The organism is Polaromonas vacuolata, assembly GCF_012584515.1.
In the GTDB taxonomy this organism is placed as follows: domain Bacteria; phylum Pseudomonadota; class Gammaproteobacteria; order Burkholderiales; family Burkholderiaceae_C; genus Polaromonas; species Polaromonas vacuolata.
The window spans coordinates 3,094,647-3,114,892 of the sequence record NZ_CP051461.1; the positions used below are offsets into that span (position 1 = coordinate 3,094,647).

The window sequence follows — 20,246 nt, forward strand, 5'->3', positions numbered from 1 at the left end:
GTTATATCTCTTCCGCCAAACAGATTCGGCGCTTGTTGGAGAGTGAATAAGAAATTGCGCATTATGCGTCAAAGCCTAGGTAGTGCTTCAAATAATTTTAAGCATTACATCAAGCAAAGACTTGTCGCGCAAAAACTCAAAGAAAGCCAATTGAAAGCCAAGGTACAAAGGCCACCACAATCGTGCCAATCAGTAAGGCCACCAAATAACCAACGATAGGCCCAATGCCCTCATCCGGACTGACGCGCCCAATCGCACACGCCGCGTAATAACCCACACCCAGCGGCGGCGCGAACAAACCCAGACCCATTGACAAGACCACCACCATGGCGTAATGCACATCATGAATGCCTAAAGCGCGCGCTATAGGAAACAGCAAGGGGCCGAACAACACAATGGCGGGAATGCCTTCCAGCACCGAGCCCAAAATCACAAACGCCAAAATAGACACGGCCATAAACATAGCACTGCCGCCCGGCAAACCGGCCATGGTTTGGGCCAGCAAATGCGAAAAGCCCGACTGCGTCAAACCCCAGGCCATGGCAGTAGCGGTCCCAATAATCAGCAAAATTGCACCCGAGAGCGAAGCCGTATCTAACAACATGGGATAAATACGGCGCCAATCAAACTGCCGATAAATCAACAACCCAGCGATCACAGAGTAAGCAATACCAATCGTCGACACCTCAGTAGCCGTCGCCACGCCTTCTATCACCGCAGCGCGAATCACAAACGGCAAAGCCAGTGATGGCAGTGCAATCAGAAAAAGCTTGCCCACCAGCGGCCAAGGCGAGCGCTGCACTTGACTTAAATCCTCATGGCGATAACGAAACCAAACCACCGCGCAAAGCATCAAGCCCAGCACAACAGCGGGCAATAAGCCGCCGGTGAATAAGGCTGCAATTGAAATGCCGGTCACTGAACCTATGGTGATCAACACCAAACTAGGCGGCACGGTTTCGGTCTGCGCGCCAGTCGCCGCCAGCAACGCAACCAACTCACCCGGTTTTGCGCCGCGCTTTTTCATCTCCGGAAAAAGCGCCGGCGCAATCGCCGCCATGTCAGCCGCTTTAGAGCCCGAAATACCCGAGACTAAATACATCGCACCTATCAGCACATAAGATAGGCCGCCGCGTACATGGCCCAGCAAACTCGCCAGAAACGCAATCATGGCCCGCGCCATGCCAGTCATCTCAATTAACAGGCCAAGAAAAACAAACAGCGGCACGGCCAGCAAAATCAAATGCGACATGCCCTCGTCCATGCGGCCGACTATCGCCGGCAAAGGTGTGCCGGTGCTCAGCGCTAAATAAGCAAAAGTCGCCAGTCCAAACGCAAACGCAATCGGTATGCCAACAAAGACGCAAGCGCCCCCTAAACCGACAAAAAAAATCAATAAATTAAGCCGACCCAAATCGGCAAACAAAGGACTGGCCAACCAAAAGACCAAAGCAATAACTGTGACCAACACCACCGCTTGCAGCGACTGCGAAAAGTTACTCACACGCAATAGCCGCAGCGCGGCAAACACCGCCATCAGTGCAATACCCACCGGCAAAGCCGCTGCGCGCCAAAGATTGGAAATCCCCAATGAAGGCGTCGTGATGGCGCGCTCATCGGCCGCGTATTCCCAAGCCGGCCAAGCCACCATCAAAAGAAAAGACAGGCACGCGGCGACAGCGACCAGTTCCAGCAGCGCGCGTCGCTGCGGACCCGCCTTAGCGACTAAGGCCGTCATGCGCATGTGCTCGCCGCGCCGCAAGGCGACAACAGAGCCCAGCATGGCCAGCCACAAAAACATAATCGAGGCCAACTCGTCCGACCACAGCAGCGGACTATGCAACCAATAACGCGAAACGACGCCAGCGAACAGCACGCCTATGTCGGCCAGCACCAATAACGCAACAGGTATTTCAACCAATCGGCCTAGCACCGCATCGAAGCCCCTTACCCAAGCCGGACCGACCGACCCAGTCAAGCCCATCCCATGCGGTGCGCCGCTCACGCGAGTTTGCCGGTGTATTTCTCCAGCAGCGCCCAAGGCGCTTCACCGAATTTTTTATTCCAGTCAGCATAAAACCCAGCGCTGCGCAGCTTGCTGCGAAACAGCGCTGCGTCAGTGTTGTTAAACAGCATGCCCTTGGCTTTAAGACTCGCTTGCAGTCCGTCATTTAAGGCCAGCACATCGGCACGCTCTAACAAGCCCGCTGCATTGACGTTGCGGGTGACGATTTCTTGTAAGTCAGGCGGTAGTTTTTCAAACGATTTTTTATTGCCTAAAAACCAAAACCCATCCCACATGTGGTTGGTCACAGAGCAGTATTTTTGTACTTCATTAAGTTTGGCGGTTGAAATAATAGCCAGTGGATTTTCTTGCGCATCGACGACTTTGGTTTGCAGCGATGAGTAAACCTCAGCAAAATTAATCGTCGCTGGTGAGGACTCAAAAGCCTTAAACATGGAGACCCAAAACGGACTAGGCGGAATACGAATTTTCATTCCCTTGAGGTCTTCCGGCGTATTGATTGGCTTGGTGCTGGTAGTGATTTGGCGGTAACCGTTATCCCAAATTTTTTCAAACGCAAACACCGAAGACGTAGCGGAAATTTCCTTGCGCACATGGGCGCCTAAGTCACCATCCATTGCCGCCCACACTTGGCTGTAATCTTTAAAAGCAAAACCCACGCCGCTAATTTGCGCAGCCGGCACCAAGGTGCCCAAAATCAGCGGTGAGAGGGTGAAAAAATCCATGGCGCCAGAGCGCACTTGGGACAGCATATCGGTGTCATTACCAAGCTGATTATTCGGGTAGACCTGAAAATCAATTCGGCCCTTGGACTCGGCGTTGATCTTGGCGGCCATCTCAGCGGCGCGCGTATTCATGGGATGGGTGACTGGCAAGTTGTTGCCATACTTTAAGGTGAACTGTGCTTTTTGCGCAAAGGCAGAATGCATGGCCAAAGTCGGCAAGCTAAGAGCAGAAGCGCTAGCGAGTAATTGACGGCGAGAAATTGTCATATGAAGTCTCCTGATTTTGTCTACGGTTGAATTACAAAACACCTCACTCAACTAAAAGCGTTTTTTAAAGCCGCCCTTAAGTCAATGTATTTATTTTTATTACGCTGCTAAGAAATTGTTTTTTTAAAAGTGAAGTGTGCTCTAAAAATCAGTTTTTTCATTCCGAAAAATCAATAAAGAAACTTTTTTTATCTTTTTAAAGACACTGCTAAATGGCTGATACATCGCGCAAATACAAAGCGCGAATATCTTTTTTAACTAATTTTCCGTAAGCACTTTTGGGTAACTCATCCCAAAATACAATGTGACGCGGCAACTTGTAGCGCGCTAAACAGGTTTGCAAATGTGCCAGCACGGCGGCGCTGTTTGGTGCTGTGCCGCGCGCCACCAATACCGCCACACCGACCTCACCCCACTGTGCATCAGCAAGGCCAAAAACCGCAGCTTCTGCGATGCTGGGCAACTGCAACAAAGCGTCTTCAATCTCCAGCGGATAGACGTTGGAGCCGCCTGAGATATACATGTCTGAGCTGCGCCCAGTAATACTTATAAAACCGCGCGCATCCATCACACCCAAGTCACTGGTGTGAAACCAGCCACCACGAAACGCCGCTGCGGTGGCTTCAGGATTGTCCCAGTAGCCCGCAAAAACGGCCGGCCCACGGGTGCAGATTTCACCTTCTACGCCGACGGCTTGCGGCTGGCATTGCGCATCGAGAATCGCCACTTCCATGCCAGTTCGCGCGGTACCGCAACTGCCTACTGGCGCCTCGCCCGCATGCTCATCAGCGCGCAACACGGTGATGTTTCCGGTGACTTCACCGAGGCCAAAATACTGCACCAACACCGGCCCAAAAGTCGCTAACGCGCGCTGTCTATCGGCTTGATACATGGGCGCTCCGGCATAGATCACATGTTTCAAACTGCTGTGATCAAAGTCATGCGCAGCCGGGTCTTGCGCCAAGCGTTTGAGTATGGTGGGCACGGTAAACATATTGCCCACGCGGTGTTTTTCAATCGCCGCAAATGCGGCTGCGCAATTGAGGCTCTCCGTTTCTAGCAGCACACTGGCCGCGCCGCGCGCCACATTAAGCAGCGCATGAATACCCGCCCCGTGGGACAGCGGCGCCAACACCAGCGAGCAATCATTTTGAGTCAAACCCGGCAGTAAATCGGCCAAATGATTAGTCACCACAAAAGCCAATTGCCCGTGCGTGAGGACGGCAGCTTTGGGCCTGCCAGTAGTGCCAGAAGTAAAAAAGAACCACAGCGGATGCTGCGACGTCACCTCAGCGGCAACAAAGCTTTCCCCGGCTTTTGACGCAATGACGGCATAGTCGTTTTGATCCGCCCACAACACTTCACGCAGTTGTGGCGCCTCAAGCTGTGCCAGCTCAACATGAGCGGCAAATATCGATTGCGAAAGCATCAATACTGCGCCGCTTGAGCGCGCAATAAAAGCCACTTCCGGCGGCGTCAAGCGGTAGTTCACCGGCACCCAAACTGCACCCAATTTAAACGCGACCCAAGCCGATTCAAACAGCGCCAAACCGTTAACCAACTGCACCAAAATACGGTCGCCGGGCTGCACGCCAAGGGTTTGAAAATGCCTTGCTAAGGCATCGACACGCGCATTAATTTGCGCCCATGTGTGACTGATTTCTCCCCGAATCAAGCCCGGCCGTGACGGATATTTGCGCGCTGTTTGGGTGAGTAAATTCCCCAGATTCATGACCCGATCCAAGCCTTGCGGCATACCGGCGAGCGTGAGTCCGGACATAAGCGTTGACATTAACGCGAGCGTTCCAAAATACTGGTGTAGTTGGCCACCGCTACGCCGCCCATATTAAAAACGCCAGCCAGTTGTGCATTCGCCAGCTGCATGTCGCCAGCCTCACCAACCAGTTGCATCGCCGCCATCACATGCTGGGACACACCCGTCGCGCCAATCGGGTGACCTTTGGCTTTTAACCCGCCAGACAAATTAATCGGCAAGCGGCCACCGCGCTCGGTTTGGCCTTCGCGAATTAAGGCCGGCGCTTGACCGGGACCGGCCAGCCCCATGGCCTCGACTTCAAGTAACTCAGCAATGGTGAAACAGTCATGGGTCTCGACCAGCGATAAATCATCTAAGCTGCAACCGGCTTGAGCCAGCGCTTTTTTCCAAGCTAGTTGCGCGCCTTCCAACTTTAAAATATCGCGCCGCGAAACGGGTAAAAAATCATTGACTTGTTGGGCTGCGCGAAAGCGCACAGCGCGTTTGAAACTGCCGGCCAAAAGCGCGCTGTCGCTGCACAAAATCATGGCGCTAGCACCATCGGTAATCATGGAGCAATCCGTGCGGCGCAAGGGGCCGGCAACTAACGGATTTTTCTCGCTCACGGTATTGCAAAAATCAAAGCCCAAGTCACGCCGCACATGGGCGTAAGGGTTGGCCATGGCATTGTGATGATTCTTGGCCGAGAGCCGGGCGAGCGCGTCACTGGCGTCGCCATAGACATCAAAATACTGCTGTGCAATATTGCCAAAAACGCCAGCAAAACCGGCGCTTGAAGTTTCTTCTTTAACGTATGAACACTTGAGCAGCACGTCTCCCACTTCGGCAGTGGGCAAACCATTCATGCGCTCAAAGCCAATTACCAACACCAGCTTAGACGCCCCAGAACGTATCGATTGCATGCCGGTATAAATCGCCGCTGAGCCGGTAGCGCAAGCGTTTTCTACGCGCAGCGAAGGCTTAAAGCGTAGACCGGGTTGGGCGTTAATCGCCAGCGATGAGGGAAAGTCTTGATTTACAAAGCCGCCGTTAAAAGTACCTACTACGACCGAGTCGATCTGCTCTGCGTCTAAGCCAGCATCGGCCAGTGCGGCGGCGACTGCCTCTGCCACCAAAGTCTCGCTATCAATCGCGTCGTATTTACCAAACTTTGAATGTGACCAGCCGACGATGTGAACCGGTGGTAGTTGAAAAGCGGACATCTGGATTCCTGAACATCAAAAAAAATGTAATGAAAAATACAATGTATACATACTAATTCACGTTCAATCGTCAAACCATAGTGCAAAACCCCTGCTCCCGCGCAGTGCGCTATCAGTTATAAATAACGCACATTTTTTATTTTCAGGAGTCATGGTTTGACAACACACTCTTCAAAGCCAGTCGCCGTCATTACCGGTGGCGCGCGCGGCATAGGTTTGGCAATCGGCAAATGGTTTCTGGCCAACGGTTACTGTATTGCGCTGCTAGACATAGACCAGCAGACACTGAGTAAAACCGAGGCAGCACTCGCACTTAAAGAAGAAGTTTTGTGTCTTCACTGCGACGTCTCTAAGCCCGAACAAGTCGATGCCGCCGTCGCACAGATTGACGCAAAATACGGCCGCATTGATGCGCTGATTAACAACGCTGGCGTGGCCGTGTTCAAACCGATTGGTCAGACCACTTTTGCCGAATGGCGTCACGTGCTCTCAACCAATCTCGATGGTACTTTTTTATGCAGCCAAGCCTGCGTGCCGCTGATGCTAAAAGGCAAAGGCGGCAGCATTGTCAATATTGCCTCGATCTCCGGTTTGCGCGCCAGCACGCTGCGCGTGGCCTATGGCACAAGCAAGGCAGCTTTGATTCAACTGACCAAGCAGCAGGCAGTGGAATTAGGCTCAGTAGGCATTCGGGTAAACGTGATTGCGCCCGGCCCAGTCGACACCGACATGGCAAAACTAGTGCATAGCGTGGCGATACGCTCGGACTACTACGACACGATTCCTCTGAACCGCTACGGCACGACCGAAGAGATCGCTCAGGTCGCGGGCTTTTTGTGCAGCGCAGCAGCCAGCTATGTGAATGGCCAAGTGCTGGCGGTTGATGGCGGATTTGAAGCGACAGGCGTGGGCCTGCCGACGTTGCGCCGGGATGCTAATGCGGCTTGAGTTGTGCTTTTGCCAAGCTTGCACACCGCTAGCCAGACGACCAAGTCCAGCATAAGAGCGCGAACACACCCGTAGCCGCCAACGCCAATGCGGCTAAAAACTACGCTTTTCTTGTTAACGCTTGTTAGCGCTAATAGCCTCGGCTTTTCTGGATTTGGATTTTTGCGCTACAAAAGCAAGTGTGGGCGCTAAGCTGTGCGCCATAATCGCCTGCTTGACGACTTAACGTCTCAAAAATATCCACTTCCCTGTCAGCGCTCTTGTTTTGCGAGGCTGACCATCAAAAGCTAGCATGAAGTCCTCCCTCTCAGCACGCAGCGTGCAAAGCGTCTGGCACCCCTGCACCCAGATGAAACGCCACGAAGACGCCGCGCCAATAGCGATTGCCCGCGCCAACGGCCCTTGGCTTTACGCAGATGACGGCCAACGCTATCTCGATGGTGTGAGTTCTTGGTGGGTCAATTTGTTTGGCCATTGCCACCCCCACATCACGGCCGCATTGACGGATCAACTCTCGCGCCTAGACCATGTGATGCTGGCCGGCTTCACCCATGCACCGGTGGTTGAATTGTCTGAGCGCTTGGCCAAACTCACCGGTTTAGGTCATGCGTTTTATGCCAGCGACGGTGCTTCAGCGACCGAAATTGCACTGAAAATGAGTGCGCATTTTTGGCGCAATAGCGGACGGCCAGAAAAATCGCATTTCGTCGGCTTGGCTGGCGGCTATCACGGCGAGACGGTGGGTGCGTTAGCGGTCACCGATGTGCCGCTGTTTCGCCAAGCCTATGCACCGCTGGTGCGACTAGCCGCTACCGTGCCCAACCCAGACGCTAGGCAAGCACTGGGCGGCGAGACGGGCAAAGATGTCGCCATTCGCAGCGCGGCGCAACTTGAAGTCTGGCTGGCCGAGCACCACGCGCAAACTGCTGCATTAATTCTTGAGCCCTTGGTGCAGTGCGCCGCCGGCATGGCGATGCACGACCCCGAATATTTGCGCCTAGCACGCGCACTCTGCACGCGCTATGAAGTGCATTTAATCGTCGATGAAATCGCTACCGGCTTTGGCCGCACGGGCAGCATGTTTGCGCACCAGCAAGCCGGCATATTGCCAGACTTTATCTGTCTGTCCAAAGGTTTGACCGGCGGCACCTTGCCGCTGTCGGCGGTACTGACAACCGACACCGTCTACCAAGCTTTTTATGACGACGAGATGGCGCGTGGATTTTTGCATTCGCATTCCTACACCGGTAACCCACTGGCCTGCCGTGCGGCGCTGGCCACGCTGGAGTTGTTTGATCTGCAAGACACGCTGACACAAAACCTGACACTGGCTAAAAATATTAGCCAAGCTTTTGCGCCACTGACGGCTCACTCCAGTGTGCGCAATGCAAGGCAGAGCGGCATGATTTGGGCTTGGGACATAGACAGCGAAAGGCAGGATTTCTCGCGCCGCTTTCACGCCCACGCATTGGCCAACGGCGTACTGCTAAGGCCCATCGGCAAAACGCTTTACGCCATGCCGCCGTACTTACTCGATGAAGAAGCCATCGATTGCTTAGCCAACGGCGCATTAGCAGCGCTAAACACCACCTTAACGGAAGAGGCAAAAACATGATCGCCTGCTTTGTCACCGGCACCGATACCGGTGTCGGCAAAACCTTGGTCAGCACCGCCTTGCTGCACGCGTTAGCCCAACATCACAGCCGCGTAGTGGGCATGAAACCAATTGCCGCTGGTGGCGAGGAAATCGACGGTTGCTGGACTAACCAAGACTCGGTTTTGCTACGCAGCGCAGCAACCATAAAAGTGCCGCCCGAGTTAGACAACCCCTATCTTTTGCCCGAACCGCTGTCGCCGCATATCGCCGCCGCGCGCGCCGGCGTGGTCATTAGCATCACGCATTTGCTGGACTGTTTCTTAGCGCTAACTGAGCGCGCTGACGCCGTGGTGGTAGAAGGCGCTGGCGGCTTTCATGTGCCGCTGTCAACAGAACTGACCGGTGCCGATTTAGCGCAAGCCTTGGGTCTGCCGGTGGTGTTAGTCGTTGGCTTGCGGCTAGGCTGCTTGAACCACGCAGCTTTGACCGCAGAGGCGATTCATGCGGCCGGTTTAAAACTCGCAGGCTGGGTCGTTAACCGAATAGATCCACACATGCCCGCTCAAGAAGAAAACATCGCCTGGCTGCAAGGCCGACTGAAAGCGCCCATGCTGGCAGACATTGCCTATCAAACAACGCTGGACGCCAAGCAAGTGCGGTTTAACTTACCGCCGGCTTGGACGCTAGGCGGCGCAAATCCGGCCGCCACGGCGATTTAGTCTGGTGCAACAAATTAGCGCAGAAAAACCTCTCAAAGGCAAAAAATGAAGGCTTCATGGCTAGATGAATTTCCCGCGCGTATAAAAGATCTAGACGCCCAGCACTTGCGCAGAAAGCGCCGCATAGTCAGCCCCTTGGTAGCGGCGCGCATGCAGGTCGATGGCCGCGAAATGCTGGCTTTTTGCAGCAATGATTACTTGGGACTTGCCAGTCATGAAGCGATTATTCAGGCCGCTTGCGAAGGCGCCAAAAAATTCGGTGCCGGCTCTGGTGCATCACCGCTGGTGAGTGGCCACAGCCTAGCGAATGAGACGCTGGAACACGAACTCGCGGCCTTTGTCGGTCTGCCCAAAGCGCTTTATTTTTATGCCGGTTACGCCGCCAACATTGGCATTATTCCGGCCTTGGTGGGGCGCGGCGATGCGGTGTTTTCAGACGCGTTAAATCACGCTTGCTTGATCGATGGCGCACGCTTGTCGCGTGCCGACATAGTGCCTTACGAACACGCCAACTTAAGTGCATTGAGCGCCGCTTTATGCGCCAGCACAGCGCAACGCAAATTAGTCATTAGCGATGCGGTCTTTAGTATGGATGGCGACATCGCCAATATCCCCGCCTTGCTGGCGCTATGCGAGCAGCACGATGCGCTGCTGCTGTTGGACGATGCGCACGGCTTTGGCGTGCTCGGCCCGCAAGGTCGCGGTGCGCTGGCGCAGTTTGGGCTTAGCGGCGCTAACGCCTCAGCGCGGGTTCTTTACATGGCCACACTGGGTAAGGCAGCCGGCGTGGCCGGTGCTTTTGTAGCGGGTAGCGAGGCACTGATTGAATGGCTGCTGCAAAAAACCCGGAGCTATATTTTTGCTACCGCCGCACCGCCCATGCTGGCCAGCGCGCTAAGCGCCAGCCTCAAACTGATAGCGCAGGACGACTGGCGCCGCAGCGATTTAGCGCTGCGGATTGCGCAATTGCGTCTGGGTTTGCAAGCCGGGCTAAAAAATTCCAACTGGCGCTTGGGCGAGTCCAGCACCGCCATACAAGCCTTGGTGATTGGCAGTAATGAGGACGCATTAAGAGTCATGCAAGGCCTGGCCGAGCGCGGCATTTGGGTGCCTGCGATACGCCCGCCCACAGTGCCGCAGGGCACGGCACGGCTGCGTATTGCCCTGTCGGCGGCGCACACTCAGGAAGACGTTGCGCTGCTGGTTCAGGCGTTGACAGAGCTGTCCATCGCCTAGTGCGCCAGCTCAAACAAAAAAACACGATAACCCTTAGTTACGTACAGGCATGAATACAGACAATGCCATGACTTACACTGCCCTCCTCTTATCCAGACATCAGGAAACCGCCCGAATGACCGTCATCGCCGAGCAATCGCTGAAATTTCATCCCCGCGCCGCAAGCGCTGACAGTGCAGCACCAACTGCGGAGCGCTGGAGCGTAGCCGCCATTGAGGCTTTGCTGGACTTGCCGCTCTCGGAGCTGATGTTCCAAGCCCAAAGCCTGCACCGCAAACATTTTGACCCGACCTTGGTCGAATTCGCCACGCTGCTGTCCATCAAAACCGGCGGCTGTCCAGAAGACTGCGGCTACTGCCCGCAAGCGGCGCGTTACGACACCGGTGTGACCGCCTCCAAAATGCTGGAGCCCGAAGAAGTCCTAAAAGCTGCGAAATTAGCCCAAGCCGCAGGTGCGACACGCTTTTGCATGGGCGCTGCCTGGCGCTCGCCGAAAGACCGTGACATCGCTAACGTAGCCGAATTGGTACGCACTGTTAAAGCCCTAGGTCTAGAGACCTGCGCCACCCTAGGCATGCTAGAAGAAGGCCATGCCGAAGTGCTGCGCGATGCAGGCCTGGACTACTACAACCACAACCTAGACAGTGCGCCCGACTTTTACGGCGACATCATCACCACCCGCGACTACCAAGACCGGCTAGACACCTTAGGCCGCGTGCGCGGCGCTGGCGTCAAGCTGTGCTGCGGCGGCATCGTTGGTTTGGGCGAATCACGCAAGCAGCGCGCCGGACTAATTGCCCAACTCGCCAACATGACGCCTTACCCGGAGTCAGTGCCAATTAACAACTTAGTCAAAGTCGAAGGCACGCCGCTGGCCGACCAAGAACCGCTTGACCCGTTTGAGTTTGTGCGCACTATCGCCGCAGCCCGCATCACCATGCCATTGGCGCGCGTTCGGCTATCGGCTGGTCGCCAGCAAATGGGCGACGCAGTACAGGCCTTGTGCTTTATGGCCGGTGCTAACTCCATCTTCTACGGCGACAAATTGCTCACTACCGGTAACCCAGATACCGATGCCGATATCGAGCTACTCAAACGCCTAGGCCTGCGCGCCGGTCAACCGCAGCCACTCAACGCCGACTTGCAAGACTGATCCCCAGCCGAGGCACTTTATTTGACCCACGCCAGCGCCGCGCAGCAGGTGCGCGCCTTTATAGACTTTCCGCCAGACAATGCCAAAGGCCAACGCCTTAGGGCAAGGTTTGAGTCACCGCTGGCGCTACTGACCGCTTGGCTACCCGAGCAAGTTTTGCCGCTGTTAGCCGAGTTGGAAAATCACGCGGCGCAAGGCCACTGGTGCCTTGGCGCGCTGGCCTATGAAGCGGCCAGCGCCTTTGACGCAAAACTGATTAGTCACCCAGCCCGGCCGGGCTGGCCACTGGCACAGTTTGCCGTCTTTGACACGGCACTGCCTTGGCCAGCAGGCGACGCCAGCAGTCAAAGCATGGACGCAGAAGCAAATCCGGCGTGGCAGTTTTCCATGACAGAGCGAGATTACGCCAGCAAAGTGGAAAGCGCGCGTCAAGCCATGGCGGCTGGAGACTGTTATCAAATCAATCTCACAGGCCGGCTAGAAGCCGATTTTTCTGGCGATGTAGCCGACTGGATGGCACGTTTGCAAGCGGCTCAGCCAGACGGCTACGCACTCTGGCTAGACTGGGGCGATAGACAATTTCTAAGCGCCTCACCCGAGCTATTTTTTGATTGGCGACCAGACACGTCAAGCAACGCAGCTAAAACCGCTGCCGCTGGTTATCTCAGTTGCAAGCCCATGAAGGGCACAGCGCCGCGCAATGCCGACCCGGTGCAAGATGCGGCGGCCAAACAAACGCTGGCGGACAGCGACAAAGAGCGCGCAGAAAACGTCATGATCGTCGACTTACTGCGCAGCGACATGGGCCGCATTGCAGTGGCCGGCAGCGTGCAGGTTGAGCAATTGTTTGAAATCCAAGCCCTGCCCACCGTCTGGCAAATGACCTCGACCATCACCGCCCGCACGCGGCCTGCCACCACGCTGGTGGATATTTTTAGCGCCCTGTTTCCTTGCGGCTCCATCACAGGCGCGCCAAAAGCCAGTGCAATGCAGTGGATAACGCGTTTAGAAGACGGCGCACGCGGCGTTTACTGCGGTGCGGCAGGCGTGATTAAACCCGGCGGCGCGGCGACTTTTAATGTGCCGATTCGCAGTGTCATGCTGGAGAAAAACCCGCATCAATTGCAGAGCGAACAACAAAATTCGCTAAAAAATTCACCTCAAAAATCAGCTCAAGACACAGCAAAAAGCAGCGAATTAAACACTGCCTGGCAAGCCGTCTATGGGGTTGGTAGCGGCATTACCTTTTACGCCAATGCCAAGGATGAATGGATAGAGCTGGCCCACAAATCAAGATTATTAGAGCGCTCAACGCAAGCCTTTGATGTGTTGGAAACCTTGCGACTTGAGGAGGGTAATTACTGGCTGCTAGAACTTCACCAAGCACGCATGGCGCAAAGCGCCAGCTATTTTGGCTATCGCTGGGACAAGCTAGAAGTAACCGCCGCCCTGCAAGCGCTGGCACAAAAACACAACGCAGGCTGCTGGCGCGTGCGGCTTTGTACATCCCGCAGCGGTGCGATAAGCCTTGCGGCTTTTGCGCTTGAAGTCACACCAGAGCCGGTGTTTTTTAAAATCAATTTAGATGCGCTAGACACCCGCAGCAGCAACGCAGAATTTGTGCAGCATAAAACTACGCGCAGACAGCACTATGACCAGCGTTTGCTACCTGACTGTTTTGACACGCTACTACTCAATGAGCGCGGTGAATTCACCGAATTTACCCGCGGCTGTTTAGCACTGCGCATAGACGGTGAGTGGCTCACGCCCGCACTGCAAAGCGGCCTACTGCCAAGCACTTACCGTACTTATTTAATCGCCGAAAAGCGTATCAGCCAAGCCGTGCTAACGCCTGCTGATTTGCAGCGCGCCGATGGCGTGGCTTTTTTTAATAGTGTGCGCGGATGGTTGGCAGCAAAAATTGCACCGGGCACTTAAAGTAAATAGTCAAACCCTGTGATAAAAAACACAACAGAATTCACAGCAAGCAAAAAATCAAGACTCGTCAAACCAAATTTCTATGGTGTGAAAGTTAAATTTCAAAAAAATATCACAATGCACACTTAGCGTTTTTGCACGCAACTCGGGGCAGATAAATACCGCTTGCTCAGAGCCCGAATCCGGACAAATACTGCTAGCACCGTCATGAGTCAGGAGATTGTAAAAAAAAGCGCAGCAGCCCTGACTGAATTCGTATTCATCTCCAAATAGTGATGAAATACAAAAACAATCGCGCAATGGTTTTGTTTCACTGCGGCCTGACACAACATTAAGCTGGGCGAGAAGTGCAGATGCATATTGCCAAACATCAAGCCGTTAATCTGCACAACCAACAATCTAAAATCTGGCGAGAAACTCAATTCTGGCGCTGTGAAAAACCAATTAGCACTGTCGTTTTGTATAGCGATTAAGCACACCTCTGGATCAAGCTGCCAAGCAGCAGGAATATCAAAATAAGCTGAAAAATTAAGCCCTAAACCTCATCGTCTTGAAGTCTTGCATCAGTTAGCCAACTCTCAGTAGAAACATCTAATACTGAAAAAATATCCGCTTGCATGCTGAGAATTTGTGCGCGTTGCTGTTTTGAAATTAGTGGGTCTCTCACCTGACTTGTGTTTAGATTACGGTTGTTTGGAGCAGAAGAATCGCCGATTTGAATGTGATACTGATGCGCAGCTATTCTGAGTAAACCTTCGTGACGGTGAAGATAAATAGGCGGTACAAAATCAATCGCTAAATTGTTTTGCGATACGGCGGCGCAGCACAAGTCCAGACTGGGGAAAAAGCTCTCCACCATTCTTCTCAGCACCAGACCGTTTGCCATAACAGCAGAAAAAACGAACGTCGAATTGTCTTTTATAGACTGCGGTGTTCGGCACCATTCTTCAGGATTATTTTTTATTGCCATCAGGCAAAGTGCGCTGTCCTTGTGAATGTGTGACGGAACATACGCTAAACCGAAACCGGCTAGAACTGCTTTTTGGCATATCTCTAAACTGCGCTCAGCCAGTGGGATTATTTGAAAATAGCGTTTATCAAAGGGCAGTATTTGCCGAGCAAGTAGAGCATTTGAGATCTGCGAAGCGTCATATCCCGCAGCACTCAAAAAATCTCTAACTTCAGACAAACTAGGAATATTGCTGTGATAAGACGTCAGCGTAAATACTGGATTCTTTGACGGAAGATAAGCACAAATAAGAGATAGCACAGACAAAGGTAGCGCGTTCAAACCATGAGTTTTAGCTGAACTATTGCAGAGGGGAAAAGACAGATCTGCCGGCGTGCTAGGCCGCATATCTGAGTTTTTTTTCCCGTCCTGAAGCAGATAATTTCTAGCCACAATTTCAAATGACTGTCTGCCCATCCTAGGTAATTCAGACCGTACTGAGATAACGTTACGCGACTGAGAGCTGGTTTTCAACCCACAAACGCCTTGCTCGGATACACGCGGACTCAACGCCGTTAGTTGGCGGACATGACTAACGCTAAAAGCCACCGACGTTGACAAACCAATGTGTGCAAAAGAAGTAGAGGCATCGGTCACAGCCGACGAAGTCGATGAGGCCGACAAGGACAATGAAATAGGTAAAACCGCCGATCCGGCTTTAGGGATTGAATTCATACTTGGCCCGATTTAAAAAATCTACCTACAAGGATTGTTGTCAAAAACAAGTTTTAAAACTTAAGTCACTATTTTTATGGATCGAAAAATCTTGAACAACTGGATCAAGTGTTCAGCCTCAAAAGAGACGCTAGAAACAATACTTAGACAGTAAAAGACTACAAAAAAATACTGAGTAAAAAATTTAATCTAGATCAAGATGCGACACAGCTTAATCAAAAATCCAAAAAACCAGGTCAGCAAAAACCCGGTTAATCGTTCTTGTTAATATTTTCATACTAAGTAATACATCTTGTTTTCGGCCTACAGCATCGAGTAAACGCGACAGAATAAAACTTAGTGAAATTAGATAAAAAATAAGAAAATTATTGTTTAGTAAATAGTCAAATTCACAGGTAATTAGAAAGATTTTTTAGAAACGAAAATCTTAAAACCTATAACTTCATACTTTAAAAATGAAGTTTTTAAGGGTTGTTACCAATAATCACCACAGTCTATTGCGAAATACTTAACACGTTTTATATCGACTCATTTCGAGTATTTTTTTGCATCCGAAATTATTAATTAGTCATTTGCTTTTGCTTTTGCTTTTATCACGACAACTGATGTACAGCTCCTATGCCAACTGCAATCGCACAGCCTGATTAACATAAATTAAAGTCGCATTAAAAGTCCAGCATCAATATCAAATGAAAAGATGAAAAGATGAAAAGATGGAAAGATGGAAAAATGGAAAACCGTTGTGGCAGAAAAATAAAAAAATAGTAACTACGAATCTTTTATAGCGCGCGGATTCAAGTCTGAAGTGCAACTTTGAAACTAACCGGACGGGTGGGTGAGATGTGAGAGCATCCAAGCTTCCCGACCACCAAGTCAAAGTTGCCCAGAATGATTTACACACACCTCACCCGTGACGAACGTTACCAGATTGCAATCCTCGCCAAAGCAAACTTCAATCAAAGTGAAATTGCAAAAATGATGGACCGTGATAAATCGAGCATCAGCCGTGAGTTGCGTCGTAACCGCGGTCTACGAGGCTATCGCCCTAAGCAGGCAAATGACAAAGCCCAAGAACGTAGACTTGCCTGCGCCAACAGTCCTAGAGTTGCTGACTCGACATGGGCTGTAGTGGAGGAAAAGTTGGCTGAGGCTTGGAGCCCCGAACAAATCAGCGGCCACCTCGAAGCTCGATGCCAACCCGGTGTTAGCTATGAGAGCATTTACCAGTACATCTACGCTGACAAACGCGCGGGCGGCAGCTTGCATAAAACACTGCGTTGCCAGAAGACGCGAAAAAAACGCAGCAGTGGCCGTGAACGGCGCGGCACCATCTCTCGCCAGGTCTCAATAGAACTGCGACCCGCCATCGTGCTTGAGCGTGCGCGCTTTGGCGACTGGGAGGCTGATCTGGTGATTGGTGCCGGGCAGAAGCAAGCCCTAGTGACGATTAACGAGCGTGTCTCTCGGTATTCAATAATTTTCCACGTGCCATTCAAAACAGCGCAAGCCGTAGGGGACGCGTTAATCACTTTACTTAAACCATTCGCTCATTGCGTGCACACACTCACGACAGATAACGGCAAGGAATTTTCTCAGCATGAACGAATAGCTTCTGCGCTGAGTGCAGATTTCTTTTTCGCCCATCCATACGCCTCGTGGGAGCGTGGGGCAAACGAGAATATGAACGGTTTGATTCGCCAGTTTTTCCCAAAGGGGATGCGCTTTAATTGCATCACCGACGATGACATTGCTTTAGCGATGCACAGGCTCAATCATCGTCCTAGAAAATGTTTGGGGTATCGAACACCGCATCAGGTTTTTATGGAAGAGTTAAAGTCCAACTAACACGCTGTTGCACTTCAAGCTTGAATCCGCCGCGGAAGAAGTTTTCAATACTTGTTTATATTTTTCTCTTTACCAAACCAGAAAGAGCAATCAAATGAATCCTGTTCACATCTCCAAAAAAATTCGCTTAACGACCAATCAAGAGTCTTGCGTCAACAGTATTCATACTGCGCTGCCAAGCGAGTCTGCGAGAACTCAAGATCAAGCGACAACCAGCTTACACAGCACGCCAAAATTAGAAGAACTCACGGTAACGCTACTGAGCGCTCAAACACCAAGAAGCTATGCGCCATCCTCAGTTCCCATAGACACTAAACACCTAGGATTTAAAGATCTCCCAGAAGAGTTGTTACCCCTGATTGCAAGCTTCAGCAGCAAGCCATTTCAAACGCTAAATGCAGCATGGCTTGCGCGAATCGACAAGCAAGAAAAACTTTTATCACTCAGGATGCCAGAGGATCTGGTCTTTGATTTAGTTCGGCGAAACGGACTGCTACTGGCGGAACTGCCGATGGCCAAGCGCACACCCACCATATGCAAAGCCGCATTGCAGCAAAACGGAGAAGCGTGGACGCATGTACCAAGACAGCAACGCGAAAACCCCCATTTAAATTTGGCAATCACGGCTGTAAAAAGCAATGGTCTAGCACTGGGCCTAATACCTTTGCATATCCGTACCCCTGTCATGAAAGAGCTGGCCGTTAAAAATAATGCAACGGTTATAAGCCTGCTACAGCCCAGCGATATCACACCCAATATTTACAAGGAAGTGTTGAGTCAAGCCGCACACAACGGCCGCTTACTGCACTATTTAAACGAGGATGACAAGACGCAAGAAATGTATGCAATAGCGATAAAGCAAAAAGTTATGGCACTTAAAGATGTGCCGGAAACTATGCGAAACCAAGAAATGTATAGAGATGCAGTTTTGAATGACGTAAGAAATATTACCTTGGTACCACAAGCGTTAAGGGATAAAAATTTATACCTATTGGCATTTAAGAACGGCGCATTTGAAAGCTGTGAACCTATACCAGAAGACATGAGAAATAGTGTTGAATTTTGGATGGAAGCGATTGATCAAAGTGCAGCTTTACTACATATGATTCCATCTGAAATTCGCGCTAAAAGTGATATTGATAAATATTCGCTGAACAGAAATGGTCTGAACTTAGGTTTTATTTATATGGAAAATCGCACTGAAGAATACTGCGCGCTGGCAATTTCACAGTGCGGATCAGCCTTACAGTTTGTGCCAGATTCACTGCAACTAAAATTTTTAGAAGCTGCGATCACACAAGATAATTCTATGATTCGATGGGTGATTGATAGTGAATTTTCACCGCAGCAAATATCAGAGGAGCGCTATCAAAATCTCTTTGACTTAGCTGCGAGCGGCAAAACAAATGGGCTGTCAGCGTTGCCCATTAAAGAGCGAACCGTGAACCGCTGCATCAAGGCAGTCACCGCTAGTTTAGACGCGATACAAGAGGTGCCTGCTGCGCATCTACTCGCTAATAGTTACCTACAACAAGCAGCGTACGCAGCCTACCAAAAAGACTGCGAATACCTTTTGCAGTCTGTCGACACGCCTATCAGCCAGACATCGCAAGACCTCTTTCATACGCCAGCTGAGAGCAAAGCAGGCGTTCACACCAACTATGCGCCGCCCATCATGATTGAGCATATGTTGAGGTTGTCGTACAAAATTCGCGGTCATACGATAAGCAATACCCACCCACTATTCCAAGGCATACCTGAGGAATGGCTTACCCAAACGCAAGTTTGTAGCGATTTGTTAGCAGGTTTTAATTTCCAAAGCTATACAAAAAGCGATATAAAAAATAGCACTTTGAGTTTTGCGCAATATCGCAAAAGATTCTCGGAACAAAATCTCCCATACCTTCATAGAGAAAATTTCATTTATGGAAATACTCTTCCCGATGCAATATTCATGGCGGCTATAAATCGAAGACCGTACGTACTAAAGCGCGTTCCACTAAGCGCTAGAACGCCAGCGCTATGCCTGCTCGCCGTCAAAAAATCTGGAATAGCGATTGCACATGTACCGCCGCAGCTGCGGGACGAGGCCATGTGCTTAGCGGCATTTGCCAGCGCTGGACGCCAAGTTTTTCCATACATCAGCCCAAGCTTGGTCGATCAACTTTCCTGAGTCTTAAGCAAAACGCGCTAGGGCAAAAATTTGTGACTAGCCACGGCAAGCAAGGTGTAGTTGCTCGCCATAGCGAAGTGATTTAAATCGAATTAAAGCGCAGAGAAATCCGGTTTACGTTTTTCCATAAACGCCGCAAAAGCCTCGCGTGCAGCGGGTTGCTCTAGCATGCGGCCAAAGCTTTCAAACTCAAGCGTCATGCGTTCAGCGACCAGTGTGTCGTTGCCATGCTTGAGCAAACGCTTGCTTTCAAGCAGCGCAGTCAGTGGTTTTGCGGCTAGTTTTTGCGCTTGGCGTTGAGCCAGTGCATTGACTTCTGAAGGCGGCACTATGCGGTTAATCAAACCCATCTCTAGTGCTGATTCAGCCATAAATGGCTCACCCAACAGCAAGGCCTCGGCCGCGCGTACATGGCCTACGCGCTGCGGCAGCAGCAAGCTAGCACCGGCTTCTGGGCACAAACCTAAGTTAACGAAAGGCATAGAAAATGCCGCGTTATCGCCCGCATAAACCAAGTCGCAATGCAGCAGCATAGTCGTGCCAATGCCAACGGCTGGGCCGCATACGGCGGCAATAATCGGTTTGCTAAAACGGCTGATAGCGCCCAAAAAGCGAAACACGGGTGCTTCTGTTGTGGCTGGTGGACGGTTGATAAAGTCGCCAATATCGTTACCCGCCGAAAAAATAGTTTCGTGGCCTTGAATCACCAACACGCGCACAGCGCTGTCTTGTTCGGCCGCTTGCAAGGCATCAGCCATTGCCGCATACATAGCCGAGGTAATCGAATTTTTACGCGCTACGCGGTTAATCGTTAACGTCATCACGCCGGCATCGACGTGGCTCAGGATGTCGGACGCGACAGGGGTAGTTGAGGGAGTAGTCATGCTGCATTATTCCTTGAAAAAAGTTGAACTAGCCTTGACGCTTAAAAGTGTAAAGACGCACTGACTGGTTCA

The 20,246-nt window shown here is 51.6% G+C and carries 15 protein-coding genes; 9 read left to right on the top strand and 6 right to left on the bottom strand.

Going from position 1 to position 20,246, the window contains the following annotated elements:
• Positions 1-136: 136 nt before the first annotated feature.
• The 4 genes from HC248_RS14110 to HC248_RS14125 form a co-directional block, all read right to left on the bottom strand.
• Positions 137-1,984: a TRAP transporter large permease gene (locus HC248_RS14110; RefSeq protein WP_168923867.1), complete on the bottom strand. Its 1,848-nt coding sequence runs from the start codon at positions 1,982-1,984 to the stop codon at positions 137-139.
• A gap of 17 nt (positions 1,985-2,001) precedes the next feature.
• Positions 2,002-3,018, bottom strand: coding sequence for a TRAP transporter substrate-binding protein (locus tag HC248_RS14115; RefSeq protein ID WP_168923028.1), 1,017 nt, complete (start codon positions 3,016-3,018; stop codon positions 2,002-2,004).
• A gap of 208 nt (positions 3,019-3,226) precedes the next feature.
• Positions 3,227-4,798 carry an AMP-binding protein gene (locus HC248_RS14120; protein WP_238342641.1) on the bottom strand — a complete coding sequence of 524 codons (1,572 nt, stop codon included), beginning with the start codon at positions 4,796-4,798 and terminating at the stop codon, positions 3,227-3,229.
• Between the two features lie 11 nt (positions 4,799-4,809).
• Positions 4,810-5,997, bottom strand: coding sequence for an acetyl-CoA acetyltransferase (locus HC248_RS14125; protein WP_168923029.1), 1,188 nt, complete (start codon positions 5,995-5,997; stop codon positions 4,810-4,812).
• A gap of 156 nt (positions 5,998-6,153) precedes the next feature.
• Between HC248_RS14125 and HC248_RS14130 the strand changes: the two genes are divergently transcribed.
• From HC248_RS14130 to HC248_RS14155, 6 genes are all read left to right on the top strand, one after another.
• Positions 6,154-6,945, top strand: coding sequence for an SDR family NAD(P)-dependent oxidoreductase (locus HC248_RS14130; protein WP_168923030.1), 792 nt, complete (start codon positions 6,154-6,156; stop codon positions 6,943-6,945).
• 292 nt (positions 6,946-7,237) lie between these two features.
• Positions 7,238-8,560: an adenosylmethionine--8-amino-7-oxononanoate transaminase gene (bioA, locus tag HC248_RS14135; protein WP_168923031.1), complete on the top strand. Its 1,323-nt coding sequence runs from the start codon at positions 7,238-7,240 to the stop codon at positions 8,558-8,560.
• Complete coding sequence (gene bioD, locus HC248_RS14140) at positions 8,557-9,261, top strand: dethiobiotin synthase (protein WP_168923032.1); 705 nt, start codon at positions 8,557-8,559, stop codon at positions 9,259-9,261. The genes bioA and bioD overlap by 4 nt, the downstream gene beginning before the upstream one ends.
• Positions 9,262-9,306: 45 nt before the next feature.
• The gene (bioF, locus tag HC248_RS14145; protein ID WP_168923033.1) at positions 9,307-10,497 is read left to right on the top strand and encodes an 8-amino-7-oxononanoate synthase; all 1,191 of its coding nucleotides are present in this window, start codon (positions 9,307-9,309) and stop codon (positions 10,495-10,497) included.
• A gap of 115 nt (positions 10,498-10,612) precedes the next feature.
• Entirely contained in the window at positions 10,613-11,650 is a 1,038-nt protein-coding gene (gene bioB / locus HC248_RS14150; protein WP_168923034.1) for a biotin synthase BioB, read from the top strand.
• A 21-nt stretch (positions 11,651-11,671) separates the two neighbouring features.
• Positions 11,672-13,588, top strand: a complete 1,917-nt coding sequence (locus HC248_RS14155) for a chorismate-binding protein (protein ID WP_238342642.1) — start codon at positions 11,672-11,674, stop codon at positions 13,586-13,588.
• 535 nt (positions 13,589-14,123) lie between these two features.
• Here HC248_RS14155 and HC248_RS14160 read toward each other — a convergent pair.
• Positions 14,124-15,071 carry a hypothetical protein gene (locus HC248_RS14160; RefSeq protein ID WP_168923035.1) on the bottom strand — a complete coding sequence of 316 codons (948 nt, stop codon included), beginning with the start codon at positions 15,069-15,071 and terminating at the stop codon, positions 14,124-14,126.
• 91 nt (positions 15,072-15,162) lie between these two features.
• Here HC248_RS14160 and HC248_RS17860 point away from each other — a divergent pair, with 91 nt between their 5' ends.
• The 3 genes from HC248_RS17860 to HC248_RS14170 all read left to right on the top strand — a co-directional run bounded on the left by HC248_RS17860 (position 15,163) and on the right by HC248_RS14170 (position 19,290).
• Complete coding sequence (locus tag HC248_RS17860) at positions 15,163-15,288, top strand: hypothetical protein (protein ID WP_272953621.1); 126 nt, start codon at positions 15,163-15,165, stop codon at positions 15,286-15,288.
• Positions 15,289-16,160: 872 nt separating this feature from the next.
• Positions 16,161-17,117: an IS30 family transposase gene (locus HC248_RS14165; RefSeq protein ID WP_168921001.1), complete on the top strand. Its 957-nt coding sequence runs from the start codon at positions 16,161-16,163 to the stop codon at positions 17,115-17,117.
• A 94-nt stretch (positions 17,118-17,211) separates the two neighbouring features.
• Positions 17,212-19,290, top strand: a complete 2,079-nt coding sequence (locus HC248_RS14170; protein ID WP_168923036.1) for a hypothetical protein — start codon at positions 17,212-17,214, stop codon at positions 19,288-19,290.
• A 92-nt stretch (positions 19,291-19,382) separates the two neighbouring features.
• On the opposite strand, the gene HC248_RS14175 is transcribed toward HC248_RS14170, so the two are convergent.
• Positions 19,383-20,174, bottom strand: coding sequence for an enoyl-CoA hydratase (locus HC248_RS14175; RefSeq protein ID WP_168923037.1), 792 nt, complete (start codon positions 20,172-20,174; stop codon positions 19,383-19,385).
• Positions 20,175-20,246: the final 72 nt, after the last annotated feature.

Excerpts from the sequence above, each read along its gene's own strand:
- HC248_RS14110 (WP_168923867.1), bottom strand. The coding sequence starts at position 1,984 with ATGGGCTTGACTGGGTCGGTCGGTCCGGCTTGGGTAAGGGGCTTCGAT.
- HC248_RS14115 (WP_168923028.1), bottom strand. The coding sequence starts at position 3,018 with ATGACAATTTCTCGCCGTCAATTACTCGCTAGCGCTTCTGCTCTTAGC.
- HC248_RS14120 (WP_238342641.1), bottom strand. The coding sequence starts at position 4,798 with ATGTCCGGACTCACGCTCGCCGGTATGCCGCAAGGCTTGGATCGGGTC.
- HC248_RS14125 (WP_168923029.1), bottom strand. The coding sequence starts at position 5,997 with ATGTCCGCTTTTCAACTACCACCGGTTCACATCGTCGGCTGGTCACAT.
- bioA (WP_168923031.1), top strand. The coding sequence starts at position 7,238 with ATGAAGTCCTCCCTCTCAGCACGCAGCGTGCAAAGCGTCTGGCACCCC.
- bioD (WP_168923032.1), top strand. The coding sequence starts at position 8,557 with ATGATCGCCTGCTTTGTCACCGGCACCGATACCGGTGTCGGCAAAACC.
- bioF (WP_168923033.1), top strand. The coding sequence starts at position 9,307 with ATGAAGGCTTCATGGCTAGATGAATTTCCCGCGCGTATAAAAGATCTA.
- bioB (WP_168923034.1), top strand. The coding sequence starts at position 10,613 with ATGACCGTCATCGCCGAGCAATCGCTGAAATTTCATCCCCGCGCCGCA.
- HC248_RS17860 (WP_272953621.1), top strand. The coding sequence starts at position 15,163 with ATGTGTGCAAAAGAAGTAGAGGCATCGGTCACAGCCGACGAAGTCGAT.
- HC248_RS14165 (WP_168921001.1), top strand. The coding sequence starts at position 16,161 with ATGATTTACACACACCTCACCCGTGACGAACGTTACCAGATTGCAATC.
- HC248_RS14170 (WP_168923036.1), top strand. The coding sequence starts at position 17,212 with ATGAATCCTGTTCACATCTCCAAAAAAATTCGCTTAACGACCAATCAA.
- HC248_RS14175 (WP_168923037.1), bottom strand. The coding sequence starts at position 20,174 with ATGACTACTCCCTCAACTACCCCTGTCGCGTCCGACATCCTGAGCCAC.